General features: G+C 33.7%; 19 protein-coding genes and 1 tRNA gene. 9 read left to right on the forward strand and 11 right to left on the reverse strand.

What is annotated here, in order from left to right; all coding sequences use genetic code 11:
* Positions 1-14: 14 nt before the first annotated feature.
* Positions 15-2789, reverse strand: a complete 2775-nt coding sequence (locus tag GQ593_RS05530; protein WP_160431153.1) for a flavocytochrome c — start codon at positions 2787-2789, stop codon at positions 15-17.
* 513 nt (positions 2790-3302) lie between these two features.
* On the opposite strand from GQ593_RS05530, the gene GQ593_RS05535 reads away from it, so the two are divergent.
* Positions 3303-4367: a dihydroorotate oxidase gene (locus GQ593_RS05535; RefSeq protein WP_160431154.1), complete on the forward strand. Its 1065-nt coding sequence runs from the start codon at positions 3303-3305 to the stop codon at positions 4365-4367.
* A 133-nt stretch (positions 4368-4500) separates the two neighbouring features.
* On the opposite strand, the gene GQ593_RS05540 is transcribed toward GQ593_RS05535, so the two are convergent.
* Both GQ593_RS05540 and dnaQ read right to left on the reverse strand, forming a co-directional pair.
* Positions 4501-4577 (reverse strand) — tRNA-Asp (locus GQ593_RS05540).
* Positions 4578-4691: 114 nt separating this feature from the next.
* Positions 4692-5429 carry a DNA polymerase III subunit epsilon gene (dnaQ, locus tag GQ593_RS05545; protein ID WP_202115381.1) on the reverse strand — a complete coding sequence of 246 codons (738 nt, stop codon included), beginning with the start codon at positions 5427-5429 and terminating at the stop codon, positions 4692-4694.
* Between the two features lie 223 nt (positions 5430-5652).
* Here dnaQ and rnhA point away from each other — a divergent pair, with 223 nt between their 5' ends.
* The 3 genes from rnhA (at position 5653) to GQ593_RS05560 (ending at position 8206) form a co-directional block, all read left to right on the forward strand.
* Positions 5653-6126: a ribonuclease HI gene (gene rnhA, locus GQ593_RS05550; protein WP_160431155.1), complete on the forward strand. Its 474-nt coding sequence runs from the start codon at positions 5653-5655 to the stop codon at positions 6124-6126.
* Positions 6127-6201: 75 nt separating this feature from the next.
* Positions 6202-6930 (forward strand): hydroxyacylglutathione hydrolase, encoded by a 729-nt coding sequence (gene gloB, locus GQ593_RS05555; RefSeq protein WP_160431156.1) that lies wholly within the window; start codon positions 6202-6204, stop codon positions 6928-6930.
* A gap of 40 nt (positions 6931-6970) precedes the next feature.
* Positions 6971-8206, forward strand: coding sequence for a transglycosylase SLT domain-containing protein (locus GQ593_RS05560; protein WP_160431157.1), 1236 nt, complete (start codon positions 6971-6973; stop codon positions 8204-8206).
* On the opposite strand, the gene GQ593_RS05565 is transcribed toward GQ593_RS05560, so the two are convergent.
* The 3 genes from GQ593_RS05565 to rlmC all read right to left on the reverse strand — a co-directional run bounded on the left by GQ593_RS05565 (position 8193) and on the right by rlmC (position 11909).
* Positions 8193-8966, reverse strand: coding sequence for an endonuclease/exonuclease/phosphatase family protein (locus GQ593_RS05565; RefSeq protein WP_160431158.1), 774 nt, complete (start codon positions 8964-8966; stop codon positions 8193-8195). The two genes, GQ593_RS05560 and GQ593_RS05565, sit on opposite strands and share 14 nt — an antisense overlap.
* On the reverse strand, positions 8959-10530 hold the full coding sequence (gene gshA / locus GQ593_RS05570; RefSeq protein WP_160431159.1) for a glutamate--cysteine ligase: 1572 nt from the start codon (positions 10528-10530) through the stop codon (positions 8959-8961). Before gshA ends, GQ593_RS05565 begins: the two co-directional genes overlap by 8 nt.
* A 230-nt stretch (positions 10531-10760) precedes the next feature.
* Entirely contained in the window at positions 10761-11909 is a 1149-nt protein-coding gene (rlmC, locus tag GQ593_RS05575; protein ID WP_160431160.1) for a 23S rRNA (uracil(747)-C(5))-methyltransferase RlmC, read from the reverse strand.
* Between the two features lie 218 nt (positions 11910-12127).
* Here rlmC and map point away from each other — a divergent pair, with 218 nt between their 5' ends.
* The gene (gene map / locus GQ593_RS05580) at positions 12128-12916 is read left to right on the forward strand and encodes a type I methionyl aminopeptidase (RefSeq protein WP_160402305.1); all 789 of its coding nucleotides are present in this window, start codon (positions 12128-12130) and stop codon (positions 12914-12916) included.
* Positions 12917-12977: 61 nt separating this feature from the next.
* Here map and GQ593_RS05585 read toward each other — a convergent pair whose 3' ends face one another.
* Positions 12978-13847 carry a co-chaperone YbbN gene (locus tag GQ593_RS05585; protein WP_160431161.1) on the reverse strand — a complete coding sequence of 290 codons (870 nt, stop codon included), beginning with the start codon at positions 13845-13847 and terminating at the stop codon, positions 12978-12980.
* 26 nt (positions 13848-13873) lie between these two features.
* A complete protein-coding gene (locus GQ593_RS05590) occupies positions 13874-14665 on the reverse strand; it encodes an SDR family oxidoreductase (RefSeq protein WP_160431162.1) in 792 nt (263 codons plus the stop codon).
* A 77-nt stretch (positions 14666-14742) separates the two neighbouring features.
* Here GQ593_RS05590 and mtnN point away from each other — a divergent pair, with 77 nt between their 5' ends.
* Both mtnN and GQ593_RS14065 read left to right on the forward strand, forming a co-directional pair.
* Entirely contained in the window at positions 14743-15435 is a 693-nt protein-coding gene (gene mtnN, locus GQ593_RS05595) for a 5'-methylthioadenosine/S-adenosylhomocysteine nucleosidase (protein ID WP_160402308.1), read from the forward strand.
* Positions 15432-16058 carry a TRIC cation channel family protein gene (locus GQ593_RS14065; RefSeq protein ID WP_202115382.1) on the forward strand — a complete coding sequence of 209 codons (627 nt, stop codon included), beginning with the start codon at positions 15432-15434 and terminating at the stop codon, positions 16056-16058. Before mtnN ends, GQ593_RS14065 begins: the two co-directional genes overlap by 4 nt.
* A 35-nt stretch (positions 16059-16093) precedes the next feature.
* Here GQ593_RS14065 and rnd read toward each other — a convergent pair whose 3' ends face one another.
* Together rnd and GQ593_RS05610 are read right to left on the reverse strand one after the other, a co-directional pair.
* Positions 16094-17176 (reverse strand): ribonuclease D, encoded by a 1083-nt coding sequence (gene rnd, locus GQ593_RS05605; RefSeq protein WP_160431163.1) that lies wholly within the window; start codon positions 17174-17176, stop codon positions 16094-16096.
* Positions 17177-17200: 24 nt separating this feature from the next.
* Positions 17201-18355: a metallophosphoesterase gene (locus tag GQ593_RS05610; protein WP_160431164.1), complete on the reverse strand. Its 1155-nt coding sequence runs from the start codon at positions 18353-18355 to the stop codon at positions 17201-17203.
* A gap of 33 nt (positions 18356-18388) precedes the next feature.
* Between GQ593_RS05610 and cmoA the strand changes: the two genes are divergently transcribed.
* Complete coding sequence (gene cmoA / locus GQ593_RS05615) at positions 18389-19159, forward strand: carboxy-S-adenosyl-L-methionine synthase CmoA (protein ID WP_174786748.1); 771 nt, start codon at positions 18389-18391, stop codon at positions 19157-19159.
* 36 nt (positions 19160-19195) lie between these two features.
* Entirely contained in the window at positions 19196-20164 is a 969-nt protein-coding gene (gene cmoB, locus GQ593_RS05620; RefSeq protein ID WP_160431165.1) for a tRNA 5-methoxyuridine(34)/uridine 5-oxyacetic acid(34) synthase CmoB, read from the forward strand.
* A gap of 414 nt (positions 20165-20578) precedes the next feature.
* Here cmoB and GQ593_RS05625 read toward each other — a convergent pair whose 3' ends face one another.
* Positions 20579-20869, reverse strand: coding sequence for a hypothetical protein (locus GQ593_RS05625; protein WP_160431166.1), 291 nt, complete (start codon positions 20867-20869; stop codon positions 20579-20581).
* Positions 20870-21088: the final 219 nt, after the last annotated feature.

The raw sequence follows: 21088 nt of genomic DNA on the forward strand, positions 1-21088 counted from the left end.
TTAGTTATAACAAGTTAACTTTTGATATAATCACTAGCTTTTTTGCCAGCTTGTATACCAAAAATAATGATATCTGCAACAGCGTTACCTCCTATACGGTTTGCGCCATGTACACCACCCACTACCTCACCTGCGGCGAACACGCCTTGAATGACATTTTTATTAGTATCTAAGACTTGTGTTTGGGTATTGATAGTCACACCGCCCATGGTATGATGAACACCAGGTGCAATTTTTATTGCATAGAAAGGTCCTTTTTCTATCGGATGACGCATACCCGTTGTTCGTCCAAAATCTTCATCGTGTTTAGTTGTTGCAAACTGATTGTATCGTTTTACAGTTATAGTTAATGTGTTGTCATTAATCGATAGTTTTTGAGCTAATTCTTCAATCGTATTTGCTTGGGTAACAAGTTCATTTGCAACATATTCTTCAACTGATCTGTTTTCATCACGTACTTGTTGATCAAATAGGATATAAGCATAGTGTTCCGGTAGTTTGATAATCTCAGCTGATACATTGTCCCGGGTATCTAGTTCATTAACAAATCGTTGGCCTTCTTGCGATACAAGTATCGCGCCCCCACCACGAATAGATTCTGAAATTAAATAAGAAGAGGTTTGTTCAACCGTTGGGTGGATTTGAATTTCTCCCATATCAACGGTTCCAGCACCAAGCTTTTCAAGTATCATAATACCGGAGCCGGTAGCACCTTTATGATTGGTGGTGACAAATCCTTTAAGATCAGGGCGATATTTTTCAACCATTGCAGTATTGGCACTAAATCCACCGGTTGCAATAATGACAGCTTTGGTTTTTATCATATGAGTTGAACCGTCTTCTTCTAAAACTTTAACGCCAATAACTTTATGGTTTTCGGTTACAATTTCAGTAACTGCTGTATCAAGCATGACTTCGATACCACGCTTATTGATATTTCTGACTAGTCCACTGATTAAGAAACCACCTACCGCTGCACCACTTTCTGGGCGGTGTGTTCGATCAATACTCATACCGCCAGTTGTTGTAATGCCACTTAGTTCAATACCATTATCATCTAACCAATTGATCGCATCAGGTGCATTTTCAACAAAATAATGTAATAAATCAGGATTATTTTTATTTTTTCCACCTATCATCGTTTCTTGATAGAAAAGTTCTTTACTGTCTTTGATACCTTTAAATTTTTGGAACTTAGTTTCTGCGGCATTCATACCAGCCGAAGCTTTATTGGTATTACCGCCAATGACAGACATTTGCTCAACAATTACTACATTTTCACCCAGATCATGCACTTGAATAGCAGCCGCTAGTCCAGCACCACCACTACCAACTACTACTACATCGAAAGATTGGTCATTAGGATCGCCACCTTCGGCAATAATCGCCTCTTTGTTAGATTTTGCCATCGCTTTAGTGACAGCTTTTTTAAAAGCTTCACATTGGGTAGTTGCTCCCGAAATCGTATCAACATGTGGACTATTGGAATCAATAATTCTATTTTTTATAACAGTAAAATTATCTAGGATATCATTATCAAACTCTTTAGCATTCACTAATGCCATATCCTTAATAAAGTCTTTACCTAATTCAACATTAATAAGAAATTCATAAGATTCGTCGTTGACTGTTTCTTGATAATTACCTGGTTTAAATTTTTTAACATTAAGATTAACATCACGAATCAAACTTTCAACCAAAGAAAAACGCCATAAAGGTTCAGGAATATTAAGTTCTTCACGTTTATCACTATTGATAAATAGTTCTAGTTTCTCGCCTTTCTTAATACGGCTTATCCAATCAGGATAAGCAATACAAGCCCGACCAACTGCAACTAAGTCATAACCATTGTCTATGGCATTATCAACATCATTTTTATTAATAACATTACCAACCCCCACAACAGGAATTTTAGCTAATGTTTCTGAACGCATTGCAACATATTTATTGATTAACGGCGTAGGATCTTGTGTATCAACTATTGATGGTCTAAGTGTCGCTCCCATTGAAAAATGGACATAATCAAGTCCTTTTTCAGCCAATTTTTCAAGTAAATACATTGTATCATCAAAACGAATTCCTGGGACTTCTAGCTCTTCGGGAGAAAAGCGGTAGCCAACAATAAATTCTTCAGATGTTGCATATTGCTTGACCATATTATGGGTAATATCTAAAATAGCAAGCGGGAATCGAGTACGATTATCACGGCTACCGCCCCATTTATCGTTCCTTTGATTTGAATTAGGAGAATAGAATTGTTGAATTAAATAAGTATTAGCGCCATGAATCTCTACGCCGTCAAAACCAGCCTGAATAGCTCGACGCACGGCTTGACCAAACTTATCAATCATTTCGTCCACTTCATTAGTAGTCAATTCAATTGGCGTAGCAGCATTAGGACGCGGAGCTGCAATTGCACTAGGCCCCACAGGAGATTGTCCACCAATGAGTTTAGGTTCGACCATTCTTCCGCCATGATATACTTGAATGATTGCTTTAGAGCCTTGTTCTTTAATAGCTTGAGCAATTTTAGCTAATCCTTCAATTTTATCGTCACTATCTAAACCAATCGCTCCAGGAAAAGCTAATCCCTTATTATCGACAAATCCACATTCAACAATAATAGCTCCTATGTCACCAGATCTTACACGATAATATTCGATCAAGTCATGAGTAACAGAACCATCATAAAAACCAGAACATGTTGTCATTGGTGCCATCATTATACGGTTTTTTAATTCAACACCATTGGGTAGCGTTAACGATTTAAAAATATTTTCATTTTGCATTTTTATATACCTAACATTTAATCTTTTTCGTTTTCAATAATGATAACATTACCAATAGTCATTCTCCACTTACATTAATTTCATTAATAGTTGGTGTATCATTTTTTCGACAAAAATTTTTCTTGATTTATTAATTGATTAGAAAATTATCGATATAAATAAAATAAGACTTTACTTATTTTTCATACTTGACTGTGTTTGAAGTGTCTACTGTATAGCTATAAATCTAAAAAATAATATTGTAACCATTTCATTTAGTTACATATTTTTTAATATTTTTATATTGAATTTTAAATTTGAACAGCTAAAATGCCTTAAAGTTAACAAAAAGAGAATATTAGAATGTTTGGAATACCCATTAACAAATTAAAATCAAAATTATCTTTTTATTCTCTACTTGCCCTATTTTTAAATCCTCCTTCATGGAGGATTTTTTTTGGTTAAAAAACAGTTTTTTTACCATTTCAAATTAATAATCAATTTACTTTAAGACATGCATAATCAGGAGAGAGTATGAAATCTTTAACACCTTTTTATAATCCAAGTATAAGCTACGAAGATAATTATGCTCAAGGCCCCTTTGGGCTTTTTGCACAACTCGATAAAGCACAACAAATCCCAACAACAATTTCAAAATTCTTAAATGTTGAGGTCAATTTACCATTTGGGATGCCAGCGGGTCCACTATTAAATGCAAACTATATTAAAGCTGCTTTTGCTTATGGATTTGACTTATGTGTATATAAAACGGTCAGAACTAAGCTACATAAATGCCATCCTTTACCTAATGTTTTATCTGTTCATCCTAAACATAAATTATCATGCAATCTAGATACAGTATTAGCTGATACCAATTATGATCAGCCATTATCAATTACCAACTCATTTGGCGTGCCTTCATTTTCACCTGATATTTGGCAACCCGATATGGCTGACGCTGTAAAATCGGCTGGCAATGGACAATGTGTTATAGGTAGTTTTCAAGGAACACAAGGTAATGGAGAAATAGAAAAAGATTATGCTTTAGCAGCAAAATTAGTTAAAGAAACCAATGCACCTATTCTTGAAGCAAATTTAAGTTGCCCAAATGAAGGAGCAAGCAAACTACTTTGCTTTGATGTAGATAAAGTTGAACGAATAGTCAATGCTATTAAAACTGCTGTGCCTGATCGTCCACTTATTTTAAAACTAGCGTATTTTCCTGATGATGAAAAGATTATTTCTTTATTAACTCGTGTCGGAGCTATCATTGACGGTTTAAGCGCCATCAACACATTATCGGCTAAACCCGTTGATGCTAAAGGTCTCCCTGCCTTAGGTGAAAATAGAAAAGAAGGTGGAATTTGTGGCGATGCAATTCGTTGGGCTGGCTTAGATATGGTAAGTCGTTTAGCTAAATATCGTAAACAGATGAATCTAAAATTTGCTATAGTGGGCGTCGGTGGAGTTGGTTCTAGTGAACATTATCATCAATTTATAAAAAGTGGTGCTGATGCTGTTATGAGTGCAACGGGTGCTATGTGGAACCCCCTCCTTGCGATAGAAATCAAGAAAGGCCTTTTGAATGAGAATAGATAATTGAAAAAAATAAACCGTTACAGGGTAACTTACCCTGTAATTCCATTTTCAACAATAATTTTGTACGATCCTGCTTTATTTATTTTTACTGGCAAAAAATAGACTAAATAGATTTGAATAAGATTTGATGAATTGGCGGAACGGACGGGGCTCGAACCCGCGACCCCCTGCGTGACAGGCAGGTATTCTAACCAACTGAACTACCGCTCCGCTTTTGTTTGATAGTTTTAATGCTAAAACATTAAAGTAGGCGTGATGTTAAAGATTTTTTTTATCATCGTCAATAAAATTTTTAAAATTAACGTTTAATTGACTATAAAGCAATCACTTATTCAAATTCCATAGTGCTCCACCACTTTTTTTATCAATTTTTTTTAAAACTGATTCATGTTCAGAAAGCTCATATTCAGTTGCTTTGATTACTTTTAAAGGCACGCCGTTACGTTCTACTCTTTTTATTATATTATTTTCCGATGAAGATGAGTTATTATCCTCTGCATTAAAAGATAAAGTTGTTTGCCCCCCCGTCATCGCTAAATACACTTCAGCTAAAATCTCGGCATCTAATAACGCGCCGTGCAGCGTTCTGTGAGAGTTATCAATTTGATAGCGCTCACATAATACATCTAGGTTATTACGTTTACCAGGAAATAGGCGCCTTGCCATGGCTAAGGTATCAGTAACAATACAATGATCAGCAGTTTTAAAATCCAACCCACAAAGACGAAATTCATAATCCATAAAGCCAACATCAAACGAAGCATTGTGGATAATTAATTCAGCGCCATCAATAAATTTAATAAAATCATGCGCTATATTTTTAAAAATCGGCTTATCTTTAACAAAATCGTCACTTATGCCATGCACTTTAAATGCATCTTCATCAATTAAGCGTTCTGGATTAATGTAAACATGAAAATGGTTACCCGTTAAACGGCGATTAATGACTTCAACAGCACCAATTTCAATAATCTTATGCCCTTCATAGTGATTATTACCTTCTTGGTTCATACCAGTTGTTTCAGTATCTAATACAATTTGTCGAGTAGAATGATTTATCACTTGCTTCTCTTTTTATATCAATGATTGGGAAAAAACTTTTTTAGTGGTATAGTCTAACACCAAAAAACTTTAATGTTGATACCTTCATAAATGATATAATCGTCAATTTACTAAAGTTATAGAATAATAGTAAATAAATTAAATGGCTGTTAATTTGCATATTCAATTAAAATAAACAATAGATTTAAATCGATTCCCAATAATTATTAAATAAATTTAAAAAATGTTAAAAAAAATCGAAATATATACAGATGGTTCTTGCCTTGGTAATCCAGGCCCCGGTGGTTATGCTGCTATTTTAAAATATAAACAAACTGAAAAGATATTATCGAAAGGTTTTTTTAAAACGACTAATAATCGCATGGAATTATTAGCTGCAATTGTGGCTTTAGAACAATTAAAGCAACCTTGTCAAATTGAGTTATATTCTGATAGTCAATATTTGCGTAACGGTATTATGAATTGGATCCACGGTTGGAAAAAAAATGGTTGGAAGACAGCTAGCAAACAACCAGTAAAAAATGTCGACTTATGGAAAAAGCTTGATGAATTAGTACAACCTCATAACATTAAGTGGATTTGGGTCAAAGGTCATGCTGGCCATATTGAAAATGAGCGTTGTGACATTATAGCTAAAACACAAGCCCAATCCCCTACTGTGCAAGACGCTATATTTGAACAATCTCTAAATGATTAATTTATCAAAATACTTTTATGAAACTGATATAAATTTACTTGCTTTTAAATAGATAACTGATGGTATAAAAATAATATGTATCAACTGAATAGCATCAAATCCTTAAAAGATAATTATATTTGGATTCTAAGCAACTCTGATAATCAAGCCGTAATTATTGATCCTGGCGAAGCTGGACCTGTCATTAATTATATTAAAAAGAATAAATTATTCCCCCTTGGAATCCTACTTACCCATCACCATATTGATCACACTGGTGGGGTGTGTGAATTAAAAGCTCAATATCAGCATATTGATGTTTACGGCCCTAGCGAAATCGATTTGCCGATTAATTATCTTATTAATCAAGATAAAGTTTGTATTGGTAACTTTAGCTTTGATGTTATAGCTGTACCAGGACATACTCTTGGGCATTTAGCTTATTATTGCTACCCTTATTTGTTTTCTGGCGATACTTTATTTTCGGCTGGTTGCGGAAGGGTTTTTGAGGGTACTTATCAACAAATGTTAGATTCATTAGAACATTTAAAACGGCTGCCTGATGATACTTTAATCTGTGCAGGTCATGAATATACTCTATCAAATTTAGCCTTTGCGTCCCACATATTGCCTAATGATAAAAACATCAAAAGCTATATAGATCTGATTTCAAAAAAATCAAAAACATTACCGTCTATTTTGTCTAAAGAAAAGCAAATTAACTTATTTTTGCGATGCCATGAACATCAATTACAAAATAAGTTCAATTTTAATAATGAGTTAGATTTGTTTGTTTTTTTTAGGAGCCAAAAAGACATTTTTTAGGTATAATATTAAACTTAATTTGGGTAAAACTTACGAAATAATGAAAAAGTTATTAATATTTACAACATTATGTTTGTTTCTAGGTGCGTGCCATCATCATGCACCGCGATATAATCCTGTTGTTAGAATAAAGTATTCGAAAAACACGGCTAATAACAGAAGTAATTCTAGTAGTTATGTATCTATCACTCAGAATCCATGGCAATATATGCTCAATCAGATTGATGCCAATGTTCCTGAAAATGGCCGAATTAAAGCAGAACGAGAACGGTTATTACGTAATCCTAAAGGATTTGAAACGGTTGCCTTACGTTCTGAACCTTATGTTTATTACATTATTAATCAACTTCGTAGAAATAATCTACCTGCTGAATTAGCTTTAGTTCCTCTTATTGAGAGCGCTTATGACCCACTTGCAACATCACCTGCACAAGCTGCGGGGTTGTGGCAATTTGTGCCAGTTACAGCTAGAGAGTATGGGTTACAACAAAGTAATTCATTTGATGCCCGTAGGGATCTAATTGCCTCCACTAATTCTGCAATATCGCTGCTGCAAAATTTAAATAACCGTTTTAATGGAGACTGGCTTTTAACACTAGCAGCTTATAATGCGGGTGAAGGTCGAGTCAGAAAAGCCATTGAGAAAAATCAGGCAAAAGGTTTACCAACAAATTATTGGTCATTAGACTTGCCAACTGAAACCATGCACTATGTGCCTAAAATTTTAGCTATCATTGATATTGTTAAAAATAATAAACGATATGGCATTAAATTACCTGATTGTAATTACGAAAATTCGCTTGTTAGAATTGATATTTCTAAAAATATTTCATTAGCTAAAATTGCTAAATATTCTAAACTATCGCTTGATGAATTAACAACATATAATGCAGGGTATGTACAACAAACAGTAAATGGTCCTTTTCATCTGCTTGTTCCTTATACACATGCTCATGATTTATTTAAAAAATTACAAAAAGAAAATCTTGTTGCAAATGAAATTACAGAACTTCTACAAGATACTCCACATGCTAATAAGCCATTTGAATTTAGATCAAGTTTCATTCAAAGCAACAGCATTGTAAGTAGAGATAACTTCTCTAGAAATGAAAAAAAGATTGCTTATCTTGTCAAAGCAGGAGATAGTTTATACTCCATAGCAAAAAATTATCGTGTAAAAATTACTGATATATTGCAGTGGAATAATCTAAAAAATTCTAGAGTTCAAGAAGGTGATATATTAACAATCAATCTTGCCAATGCTAATCCAATCTAAAATTTACTAATAGAGGATTATGATCTGATGTGGTTGTGCTAATAATTTCAGCTGCATCAAGTTGTAATCCTCGGTAAAAAATAAAATCTAACGGTCTGCCCATAAATTTCTTACGAATATCAATTGAAAAATTAACAGGCTTAAGTTCAATTGAATGAACAAGATGATACAATAAATTCAGTCGCTGCCTACTCCATGCATTAAAATCCCCAGCCAAAATAACTGGACCAGTATGTTCTTTTATTCGGGTTAATAATATGCGGATTTGTTGCTGGTATATTTTTACACCAATACTAAAATTTACAGCATGAATATTCGCAACTAATAACTGTTGCTTAGAATCTCTAATCGGATAAATAGTAATTAAAGCAGATTTAGGAACACGAATTAATGGTTCTTTTTCTCTAAAAGAAAAAAGTGACGTTGGTAACGAGTCAGAGATTGTCATAACCCCAGCATAAATATTGTTAAAACAATATGCTGGGACATGATCGGCAATTTTATTGTGCTGTGAAATAAAATGAAGTAACGGTAATGTTGCTTGTGCTTCTTGTAATAAGATTAGTTTAGTTTTATCAGCATATTGTTTGAGTACAGTAATACAATCAGATTTTTTTTGTTTAAAAATATTCCAAACTAAAACAGTAAATGATGTTTGATCAATTAACGGTTTATTAACTGTAATTTGTTGGTTAGGCAAGAGCAACTCAACTTCGTTGCTTGCCCGATAACGTAAAGTATAACATCGATTTTTAAACATTTTTATCGTTCAACTTTTTCTGCAAATATTGATCAAAAGTTAAAGCATCACTCAGCTCTTTCTTCTTCTGTTTTTCAATAGATAAATTGCGTTGTTGAACAAAATCACCTTCAGTTAATAATGCTAAGGGTTCTGCCATAAGCTGTTTTTTATATTGGCTTGCTAAAGCTAAACCAAATTTTGCTGTACCTAAATCACTTATTGCTTGTAGTGTTCTTGCTGATAAAGTTAATTCAGGTTGATCAAACATTAACTCTAAACGCTCACAAACATTACGGTACCCCTGCTTGTCATCTTGATGATCTAAAACATCAGCAACACGTAATAAATCTTTGAATAATTGGTGTCCAACTTTGGCCAAAGGTTCTTGATAGCTATTGCAACCTATACCGATCTCAAGCCCTGGTTTTCGTCCTTCCATTATTACCCTATTCCAATTTAACTTGGCACACTCAAGTTCTTGACTGCTCATTTCTGGCGCAGGTGCTAGTGCACACCAAATTAAAAACAGATCGATAAATCGTATCTGTTCTTCAGTAATCCCTACCGGTGAAAATGGATTAACATCTAATGCGCGTACTTCAATATATTCAATACCGCCACGTAAAAGTGCATCCGACGGCGACTCCCCAGTCATTGTGACTCTTTTAGGTCGAATTGGCCCATAAAATTCATTTTCAATCTGCAATACATTATCGTTTAATTGACGATAATGACCATCAACTTTGATGCCCAATTTAGCAAATTCCGCTGATTTTGTATGCGTTGCTCGTTTTAATCCTTCAACATAAGTATCTAAATGATTAAAAGTAATGCCTAGTTGTTTTTGTGCATTATTAGTATACCCAATATCGCTTAACCTTAAAGAGGTTGCGTAAGGCAAATAACAGTTACCATTTGTTTGTTCAATAAAGGCTTTTGCTTTTTGTGGATCTTGAATAAATGAGGAGCACATCGATGGTGATGATCCAAACAAATAAGGAATAACCCAACCAAAGCGATAATAGTTACGAATCAATGTAAAGTAGCCTTCAGAAATAACAGCTTTACCCTCTTCTGTATTTTTTACACCATCTCTTGCTTGCCAAAATGCCATGGGTAATGAAAAATTATAATGAACGCCAGATATGGTTTGCATCATTGCACCATAACGGTTTTTTAGACCTTCTCGATAAACCGTTTTAAAACGCCCTTCATTTGATGATCCATATTGAGCTAAAATAATATCTTCTTCATTGGCAACAAAACATGGCATACTTAATGGCCACATCATTTCATCATCAATATTTACACTAGCATAACGATGCAGATCGCGTAAAAACGTTAGCATATAATCGATATTGGTATTAACTGGTGTAATAAATTCTAGCATTGATTCAGCAAAATCAGTTGTTATCCAAGGATGAGTCAACGCTGCGCCAATTTTTGCGGGGAATGAAGTTTTCGACAATGTCCCGTCAGGCAAAATGCGTAAAGTTTCACGTTCAACACCGCGTTGAATACCTTGTAAGATGCTGTAGTGTTTTTCTAACCAGTTAAGCGCTTTAGAAACATCAGGAATCATATTTTGCCTTCCTTAAATGAAATTATTTATTTTTTTATATTAACATAATTTGATATTAACAATGGTCTAATTTATAACAACCTTTAAAATAAAAACTAAATATAATGTGTAATTTAATGATTAGAAAATACAATTCACTATTTTTATTACAGATAATTGAATATTGGCAGATTTTTAAATATAACAACTACCTCATTAATTGAAGATAATATTAGGGTTTGATAATTAAATTATCTATTTTTTCTTTGTAACAAAACCAAGACTTCCATATGTGATGTATGGGGAAACATATCAAACAGTTGCACTTTCATGATTTGATAGTTAGATAACAACATCAAATCTTCGACTAACGAGGTTAAGTTGCAACTTGAATATAAAATATAGCTTGGTTGTACATTTTCTAAATACTGCATAAGCACTTTACCAACCCCTCGTCTTGGTGGATTAAGCAGCACTAGATCTGGAATGTGTTGTTCAGCAATAGCGTATTGGGTCGCATCAAGTGATTTAAACGTTAACCGCTTAAAACCTAACTTGTTAGCTGATTTTGTTGCACATTCAATTGCATCTGGACTAATTTCAATTCCTGTTAGCTGGATTTGATTTTCAATAGCAAGACTAACACAACTTAAGCCAAAACCACCTACACCACAAAACAAATCCCAAATAGAGTGAATAGATAAATTTGTGACCCAGTCACTTGCAGTTTTATAAAGATTGCTGGCAACATCACTGTTTGTTTGAAAAAAACTTTTAGGCTTAATGAAAAGAGGAACGCCATTTAATGTCATTGGTAAAAATGAGGTGTCGGTTAAAACTAACTCTTCTTCCCCTTCTAAAATAGCTGCATGATTAGGTTGGATATTTATTGAAATTACCTTTAAATTTTGTATTTTATCTTGTAATTGTTTAAAAGAATTATTTATTTTTTCGACAAGTTTGTGCGATTTTAAAACAAATCGCAGCATAAAACAGCTTGTATTATTCTCTTTACTTTCAGTAACAATAACAAATTTCAACTCTCCTTTTCGCTTATTAATATTATAAGGTACAAGTCCCTGTTTACGGATGAAAGTTCGAACAAGTTTTAGGATGTTTTGCATACTATTTGAGTAAAGAGGACAATCACATAAATCGACCATCTCATTATCTGTTTGTATTCCTAAAATAGGTCTTTCAACAGTACCTAACACCGCCATTTTTGCTTTATTACGGAAAGCAAATTCATGACTAGCAAACGGTTCTACAACGTCATTAGGTTTAAATTGAGTTAATTGTTGTAACAGATTATTTTGTTTTTCTGCTAGTTGTGCATGATAGGGCTTATCCATCCACTGACAAGATAAACATTTTTTCTGCTGATAAAAACGACATTGCATTGCGATAAAACCCTTTTTTATAATGAGTTATTATATATATAAAACCGTATTAAAATAAGTATAATTTTTTATTTTATACTAAAACACATACTTTCCTGAAACTTTTTTACAAAATTTTATAAGAATATAAGTAAAATGCATAATTAATCATCCGGTATGATTTGACGAAATAGCGGGGTATGATAGGATATTGTCATTAATATTACAGGAAAAATTTAATGTCTATAAAGTTAAAAACCCCCGTCGAAATTGAAAAAATGCGAATAGCTGGAAAACTTGCAGCTGAAGTATTAGAAATGATTGAACCTTACGTTAAACCGGGCATTAGTACTGGTGAACTAGACAAAATTTGTTATGAATATATTGTTAATGTTCAAAAAGCTATTCCAGCTAATATTGGCTATAGTGGCTATCAACACACTAGTTGTATTTCAATTAATGATGTGGTTTGCCATGGTATTCCAAGTTTTGACAAAAAGCTAAAAGATGGTGATATTTTAAATATTGATGTAACAGTTATCAAAGATGGTTATCACGGTGATACTTCTAGAATGTACATTGCTGGTAAACCAACTATCGCAGGTGAAAAATTATGCCAAGTTACACAAGAAAGCCTTTACGAGGCGATTAAAATTATCAAACCCGGCATACGTTTAAAGGAAATTGGTAAAACGATTCAAAAATATGTCGATAAGTTTGGTTTTTCTTCAGTTCGGGAATATTGTGGCCATGGTATTGGTGAAGTCTATCATGACGAACCTCAAGTTTTACATTATGACGCTGATGATGGCGGTGTAATTTTAAAGCCAGGTATGACTTTTACTATTGAACCTATGATAAATACAGGCGATTGGCGTACCCGTACCATGAAAGATGGCTGGACAGTCAAAACCAAAGATCATGGACTTTCGGCTCAGTATGAACACACTATATTGGTTACTGAAAATGGTGTTGAAGTCTTAACATTACGCAGTAACGAAGATTTTCCTCGCATTATTGAACACTAAATAAAGTGGATTCAACAATAAACTATTGTTGAATCCTTTCGCCTTATTACTTTGATAAACCTTAATATAATAAAGTATACAACTTACGTCGATAACTACTGGCCAATGGGTTACTTGTTCCTAATGCTGCTAGTAAATCAAGTAATGTTTTCTTCACTTGTCCGTCACCAACATTAAGATCTTTTGTTAGCGGTTTAAATAACAACTCTAATGCTTCCTCATGACGCCCTACATGCATTAATTGGGAAGACAATTGAATCATTAATTCAACGTTATCAGGGTATTGAGCAAATTCTGCTTGTAATTGCTGTAATTCAGGAGAATTAGCGGCTTGTTCAAGTAGTTCTATTTCGGCTTGTAATCCATGATAACTTGAATCTTGATCTTGTAGAGGAATAGTTGCAAGCACTCCTTTTGCTTCATTGAGTTGTTTAAGTTCAATTTGTGATTTTATTAGCATTAATGCAATATCTGTTCTTGGTTTACCCAAATGATCGGTAAGTGATTGCCAAGTTTGCCGTAACAGTGGTAATGCTTCTTCATATTTGGCTGCATGAAATAAATTTTGTGCTTCAATTAATTTAAGCTCATCTTCATTTGGTAGCACTTTTTCTAAAAAAGTTTTAATGGTTTCTTCAGATTGAGGTCCTTGAAAACCATCTACAGGTTGACCATTTTGAAATAAATAAACCGTTGGGATAGCCCGTAAACCAAATTGAGCAGCTAACATTTGTTGTTCATCACAATTAATACTAGCCAAAATAAATTGCCCATGATGTTCATTAGCTAATTTAGTTAATGTTTGAGTCATTACCTCATAATTTGGACTTCTAGCTGACCAAAAATAAAATAACACAGGGGATGTCGATGATCTTTCAATCACCTCTTGAATATTTTGCTCATTAACATCAAAAATAAATTGATTTTGCATATTATGTCCTAGGGTATAATGATTTATTATTTATTCTTTAAAATTTTATCCATTAATCTATCAGGAAGCAAACGTTTAGCCATAGCTGCTATTTTTGTTATTTTTGTTACCCTGTAACGTATTTTAGGGTTGCAGTGTTCAAGGGCATGAAATAAGTAAGGCAAAACAGCCTCAGGCGGTAAAGTAAATCGTTTAGCTATAGGTGGATTTTTTACCATATTCTTTTGCTCTATTTGATTTACATTGTTTGAAAAATATGTCTTTAATGGGCCAGGTTCAATTAAACAAACCTTTATATTGGTTTGTGCTAATTCCAACCTTAACACATCAGACCAAGCTTCTAATGCATATTTGCTGGCTGAATAAGCCCCTCTCCTTGGCGTTGCCACAATACCAACAATGGAACTTGTTTGAATAATACGTCCTTCATTTTGTTCTAACATGGCTGGAAGCAATAATTGCGTCAACTGATGGGCACCAAAAAAATTAGTGGAAAATTGAGATTCTAACTGCTCTCGACTGATCGTACTTAATCGCCCATAAACACCGTAACCTGCATTGTTAAATAACGCATATAATTTGCCTTCAGACAAAGCTAAAACTTCTTGAGCGGCTTGCTTGACTGAGTCTGGATTGTCAAGATCAAGAAGCACAGTTTCAAATCCTTGCTCGATAAGTTTTTGTTGATCTAATGATTTGCGACACGAAGCAATAACACGATAGCCACGTTTTTTTAAAGCAATAGCCGAGATTAGTCCTATTCCACTTGAGCAGCCTGTAATAAATATTGTTCGCAATTTCAGCTCCGATTGATTCATATATTGTCAAATTTATCTTCTCAAACTATGATAGCACATCTAATTTGAAGTTACCCAAACTAAGCCAAGAGGATCGTATGAAAATTGCTATTATTGCTGCAATGGAAGAAGAAGTAGCCATATTAAAAAGTAAAATCACCCATTATCACGTTGAGCGTTATTTAGGCTGTGATTTTCATTTAGGTCAAATTGCTGGTTGTGAAATCGTACTGCTCCAATCTGGTATTGGTAAAGTAGCGGCAGCATCAGGTACTACTTTATTATTAAATAATTATAAAGTAGATGCTGTTATCAACACTGGTTCGGCTGGTGGATTATCTTCCGACCTTAATATTGGTGATATTATTGTTTCAAAGGATGTTTTTTACCACGATGTTGATTTGACTGCTTTTGGTTACAAGCCAGGTCAAATGTCTGGCTGTCCTGTAGCATTTGATGCTGATCAAAAATACCAATCATTAGCGAAACTCTGTATCAAAAAGCACGGAGTTAATGCGATTGAAGGTTCAATTGGTAGTGGAGATGCTTTCATAAATGGTAAAAGCAATTTAGCAAGAATAAAACAAACTTTCCCGAATGCTATCGCTGTTGAAATGGAAGCTGCAGCTATTGGTCATGTTTGCTGGTTATTTAAAGTACCATTTGTGGTTGTTCGCGCTATCTCGGATAATGGAGATAGTGAATCTGCAGTTGATTTCCAATCCTTTTTAAAATTAGCTGCAACACAATCGTCACTCATTGTTGAATCAATGCTAAGTGAGCTTGCGTGAGTTATCTTTTTGGGTTTGACATATTAGGTACCATTGTATTTGCTATTTCTGGCGTATTATTAGCAGCTAAAAAAGAGATGGACCCAATCGGTGCCTTAGTACTAGCAGTCATCACCGCTATTGGTGGCGGTACAATCCGCGATATTGTTTTAAATCATGGGCCGATCTTTTGGATCACTGATTCCACTGATTTATATATTGCTATCACCACCTCATTAGTCACCATGCTCTTATTACGTTACTCATCATCAATTACAGTCCCTAAATGGTTATTTTCTGTATTAGATGCAATCGGCCTTGCTGTATTTGTGGGTATTGGCGTGAACAAAGCGATTTATTCTGACGTAAACAGCTTAGTGGCAGTTTGTATGGGAGTGATGACTGGCGTAGGTGGTGGTATTATTCGAGATGTACTTGCTCGAGACATCCCAATGGTATTTAAAACCGACATCTATGCTACTGCTTGCGTCATTGGCGGAACAATTCATGTTATCGCCTATAATGCATTCAAACTACCTTTGGAATATTCAACATTCATTGGTATTTTGGTTACACTGGTTATTCGATTATTAGCTATTTATCGTAACCTAACTTTGCCTATTGTTGGATTGAAAAATCATTAAATGCACCACAAACTGCACCTACACTTAATCAATAATCAAAGACAATACTGCTCAAATAAAGGTTTACGCCAACCTATTAATAATTCTGGCGTATTCCCCTTTTTATCGATTTTCCACTTTATGTATTGATTGATTAATCGACGTGAAAGCAATAAATCCTCGCTAAGCCCTGTTTGTGAAGAAATAGTCAGTGCTGCTTGTTTTAACTCGCTAGTAATTTTTTTATAATCAGGATAGCTATTAACTCGGCGAATTGGTTGAACTTCGGGTATGGGAGTAGATAAAAGATCCAAAATTATTTGACCATACAAACGAATTTCTTTTCCTTTCATACCTAACTTATCAAGTTCTCCTAATGATGTCGGTAAATAGCGTGCAATTTTCCATAATACTTCTTCATGTACCACAAAATTTATAGCAATATCTTGTTCTTTCGCTAATCTATATCGCCAGCTTGCTAATTTATACAATTGTCCTAAACTTTTCCCTTTCAGTTGCCAACTATTTTTAATATTTAAATAAGCATCATTTGGATCCATTAATTCCGATTTACGGGCAACCGCCATTTGGCATTCTTGATAAGCTGCTTGTAAATAATGGTTAGTGCTTAACTGAGTCTTTAAAATATTAATTAAAGGAAAAAGATATAACACATCATTAATGGCATATTTACACTGTTTTTCAGTTAGTGGACGTTGTAGCCAATCTGTTCGGGTTTCACTCTTATCAAGTTCGATCTCTAAATATTTTTTTACTAAACTAGCATAACCACTACTTAATGGATTATCTAAAAAAGAAGCTAATATTTGGCTATCGACAATCGGTGTTGGAACACAACCAAAATGATAAGAAAAGACCTCAATATCTTCACTACATGAATGAAAATATTTTTCAATAGTTGGATTATTTAATATAGCCAAGAAAGCCTGCCAATCAGTAATATTAATTGGATCAATTAACGCTGCATGTTCGCCATTAAATACCTGCAGTAAACCCAAATGAGGGTAAAAGGTTCGGGTTCGAACAAATTCAGTATCTAAAGCCAAAGCCGAGCTATTTTCGATTTTTGAACAATAATCAGCTAACTGATCATTACTAATAATAAGTTGATAAGACAAAATCAAATTCCTGTTCAAATATATTTATTCATTGTGTGTATTTTTGTCAAAAACGATATCCATGACCACTATCTCAGAACGAGTCATTAAGCGAATTGGTGGTCCCCAAAATCCATATCCACTACTCACAATGCTGCTAAAATGATGATCTTTTTTTCTATATAACCCATAAGTATTTTTATACATTAATTTTTCAATAATATTAATAGGAAATATTTGCCCAGCATGGGTATGCCCAGAAATCATCAAATCAACCCCTAGTTTTTCCGGCTCATTAAGGTCTTTTGGTTGATGATCTAATAAAATAATTGGCGAATCAGTATTAGTAAACATAATAAGATCTGACAGTGGAGCCCTATTTACATTATAACGAAATGAGGAAAAATCATCTCGGCCCACTAATGTAATCCCTATATCATCGAAATAAATGATATCATCCTTTAGTACTTTCATTCCAGCTTGCCTAAAAGCATTCGCAATATCTTCTTCTCGGTTATTTTCTAGGTTAGTAGCTAAGTATTCATGATTGCCGAAAATAATAAAAGTACCATATTTTGATCTTAATTGTTGAAATTGCTTATCAAAGCCTTTTTGTGTAAAAGGTTTTAAACGTCTATCTAATGTATCACCTGTAATCACAACAAAATCAGCATTAAGATTATTCACTTCATCAACCATTTGTTGAATAAATCGATGTGTCGTTAGTTCGTTAAGATGAATATCGGAAAGTTGAACAATACGTAAACGTTCAACTTTTGCGGGTTTATCAATTTTAACTTGATAATGAACAATCTTTGGATTAATTGCCATTTCATGAGCAAAACAAAACAATAATACAGAGACAACAATATATACCATTTTAAGCCATAAATTGGGTCTAACCTTTTTTTTACTAAGCCAACGTACAGCGTCAAAAATAAGCAAGGTAAAAACGCAGCAAATCATCAAACCGGTAATGACATTACAACATAATGGCAGCCAATAAGTTGATATATTATCAAATATTTTAGAAAAGATTAGCGATAATCCAGCTATAAAAACAACGATCCAATAAATAAATTGATGATAGCCGATAAAATTAAAATCAAACCAAAATAGCCATCGTTTTCCGAGATAGATAGTTATTAAAACACTAACAACAATCGCTATAACAATAGTAATAAAATCGACAAAACCCATAATTATCCGAGCAATTGAATATAAAAAAATGATATGATAACAGAATTAATTTCTATAGTACCAATTAGTTTTATGGATACCAAAAAAGACCAGCTATTCTCGACACCCATTGATAAATTAGGCGATTGGACATTTGATGAAAAAGTCGCTGAAGTTTTTCCTGATATGGTGCAGCGTTCCGTACCTGGTTATTCTAATATCATCTCAATGATCGGCATGTTAGCAGAAAGATTTGTACAACCTAATTCAACGATTTATGATTTAGGCTGTTCCTTAGGTGCTGCCACATTATCTATTCGTCGTCATGTTAATCACGAAAACTGCCATATTGTTGCGGTCGACAATTCCCAGCCCATGGTTGATCGCTGTAAAAGGCACCTTGAATCCTATAAAGCAAATACGCCAGTGGATGTAATTTGTGATGATATTTGTAACCTCGATATGCAAAACGCGTCAATGGTAGTACTTAATTTTACTTTGCAGTTTTTGACGCCCGCAAATCGCCAACGTATCTTAAATAACATTTACAGCGCATTAAATCCTAATGGTATTTTAGTGCTGTCTGAAAAATTTAGCTTTAGTGATTCAACTGTCGATGAATTATTATTTAATATGCACCATGATTTTAAACGTGCTAACGGCTACAGTGAACTAGAAATCAGCCAAAAACGTAATATGTTAGAAAATGTCATGCTAACAGACACAATTGAAACACATAAACAGCGACTGTCTGAAGCTGGTTTTAAACATATAGATACATGGTTTCAATGCTTTAATTTTGGCTCTATCATTGCCATAAAATAACTGATTGATTTAAGCTTAATTGATAAGGAAAACAGAATGATTGACTTTGGTAATTTTTACCAGATTATCGCAAAAAGTAAACTGAGTCGCTGGCTAGAAGTCTTACCAGCACAACTGGCAAACTGGCAAAATCAAAATATTGATAACCGTTTTAATCAATGGATCAACAGTATTAAACACTTACCGTCTATCATTCCAGATCAAATTGATTTACTCCATAGTGTATCTGTCAATAGTGAACAACCTATCTCGATAGGTGAACAGCAACGAATTACTCAACTACTTAAAAACATGATGCCATGGCGCAAAGGCCCTTTTCACTTATATGGTATTGATGTTGATACAGAATGGCGTTCAGATTGGAAGTGGGAACGCTTAATTAATCACATTGATAGTTTAGAAGGTAAAATTGTTTTAGATGTGGGTTGTAATAGTGGTTACCATTTATGGCGCATGATTGGTGCAGGAGCAAAACTCGCTGTTGGAATTGATCCTATGGCACTTTATCTATGCCAATTTGAGGCTATTCGCAAATTACTGGGTAACAATCAAAGAGCGCATTTATTACCACTTGGCATTGAGCAGCTACCCAAACTTGGTGCTTTTGATACAGTCTTCTCAATGGGCGTTTTATATCATCGTAGGTCGCCACTTGATCATTTATTTCAATTAAAAGATCAACTCGTTGAAAATGGTCAATTAGTACTCGAAACATTAGTCATTGATGGCGCTGAACATACAGCACTCATGCCGGGTGAACGCTATGCTCAAATGCGGAATGTTTATTTTATTCCATCTGTTCCAACAATGATTAATTGGTTAGAAAAATGTGGATTTTCTGATGCAAAACTGGTTGATATATCACTCACCAGTTTGGATGAACAACGTAAAACAGAATGGATGACATCGGATTCACTTGCGGACTTTTTAGATCCAACCGACTTAACCAAAACCATTGAAGGCTACCCTGCTCCAATGCGGGCAGTTTTTATTGCAAAAAAATAAGAATAAATTAGCTAAATATTGTGTTTATTCATTAATATTAGTAGTGAATTCTAATTTAACCAATTGAACTTAATGAATATCGACTATTAGTCATAATGATTATTGGCAATGGCCATCGGCTAGCCAATAATTTGAAATGATTATAATAACTCAAATTTAGGACTAAACTAAAGTATATTGTTGTCACTACACTAGTACGTAGAAAATCAATTGCATTCAGATAGATATACATTATTTTTTAACAAGATAATCATAAACAGTATACTTTAAATGATATGCAGGTTGGTTATTGCAACGGATTAATCTATCTATATTCTTGTGGTGATAACATTAACTGTTTATATTTCTGCTTTAATATTGCCAATTGCTGCTCCATTGATAATTTATCTGTAACTAATTAATTTTATTATCATTTCACAATAAAATCTTTTCAATATACCCATTTATTCTCGAATTAATATCAGATAAATAGGCTAGCTCATCACCGTGATAATAATATAAAGCTCCTTCTAAATTATCATGTAGTACCAAAAGACTATAAGCAAGCTGCTTGGGAATATCAGATTGTTGCGTATAATTAACTGCAGTTTGATCAAGTAAATCATAGAGATAATTAACGCTATTTTGGTCTAATTTTTCTGCAAACCTTAATTTTTCAACTATAGTTATAATGAAATCATTAATATCAATATTTGAGTTATGCATATTAACTCACCTTTACTTAACCTAAATCTGCAATACATAATAATTTATTACTTATTTTTATTCTATCTAAATAGGATTGTAAACTATTTTTCAGTATATGGTGGTAGCTTATTAACAGAAAAGTCCAATTAAACCAATACAGTGATAAAAACAGTTCATATATCGAGTAGATTTTTATACACATTACTATATTATATAAATATTTTTTAGAATTACGAC

Origin of the sequence: Gilliamella sp. Pas-s25, from assembly GCF_009795885.1 — a bacterium.
In the GTDB taxonomy this organism is placed as follows: Bacteria; Pseudomonadota; Gammaproteobacteria; order Enterobacterales; family Orbaceae; genus Gilliamella.

Excerpts from the sequence above, each read along its gene's own strand:
- GQ593_RS05530 (WP_160431153.1), bottom strand. The coding sequence starts at position 2,789 with ATGCAAAATGAAAATATTTTTAAATCGTTAACGCTACCCAATGGTGTT.
- GQ593_RS05535 (WP_160431154.1), top strand. The coding sequence starts at position 3,303 with ATGAAATCTTTAACACCTTTTTATAATCCAAGTATAAGCTACGAAGAT.
- rnhA (WP_160431155.1), top strand. The coding sequence starts at position 5,653 with ATGTTAAAAAAAATCGAAATATATACAGATGGTTCTTGCCTTGGTAAT.
- gloB (WP_160431156.1), top strand. The coding sequence starts at position 6,202 with ATGTATCAACTGAATAGCATCAAATCCTTAAAAGATAATTATATTTGG.
- GQ593_RS05560 (WP_160431157.1), top strand. The coding sequence starts at position 6,971 with ATGAAAAAGTTATTAATATTTACAACATTATGTTTGTTTCTAGGTGCG.
- GQ593_RS05565 (WP_160431158.1), bottom strand. The coding sequence starts at position 8,966 with ATGTTTAAAAATCGATGTTATACTTTACGTTATCGGGCAAGCAACGAA.
- gshA (WP_160431159.1), bottom strand. The coding sequence starts at position 10,530 with ATGATTCCTGATGTTTCTAAAGCGCTTAACTGGTTAGAAAAACACTAC.
- rlmC (WP_160431160.1), bottom strand. The coding sequence starts at position 11,909 with ATGCAATGTCGTTTTTATCAGCAGAAAAAATGTTTATCTTGTCAGTGG.
- map (WP_160402305.1), top strand. The coding sequence starts at position 12,128 with ATGTCTATAAAGTTAAAAACCCCCGTCGAAATTGAAAAAATGCGAATA.
- GQ593_RS05585 (WP_160431161.1), bottom strand. The coding sequence starts at position 13,847 with ATGCAAAATCAATTTATTTTTGATGTTAATGAGCAAAATATTCAAGAG.
- GQ593_RS05590 (WP_160431162.1), bottom strand. The coding sequence starts at position 14,665 with ATGAATCAATCGGAGCTGAAATTGCGAACAATATTTATTACAGGCTGC.
- mtnN (WP_160402308.1), top strand. The coding sequence starts at position 14,743 with ATGAAAATTGCTATTATTGCTGCAATGGAAGAAGAAGTAGCCATATTA.
- GQ593_RS05610 (WP_160431164.1), bottom strand. The coding sequence starts at position 18,355 with ATGGGTTTTGTCGATTTTATTACTATTGTTATAGCGATTGTTGTTAGT.
- cmoA (WP_174786748.1), top strand. The coding sequence starts at position 18,389 with ATGATAACAGAATTAATTTCTATAGTACCAATTAGTTTTATGGATACC.
- cmoB (WP_160431165.1), top strand. The coding sequence starts at position 19,196 with ATGATTGACTTTGGTAATTTTTACCAGATTATCGCAAAAAGTAAACTG.
- GQ593_RS05625 (WP_160431166.1), bottom strand. The coding sequence starts at position 20,869 with ATGCATAACTCAAATATTGATATTAATGATTTCATTATAACTATAGTT.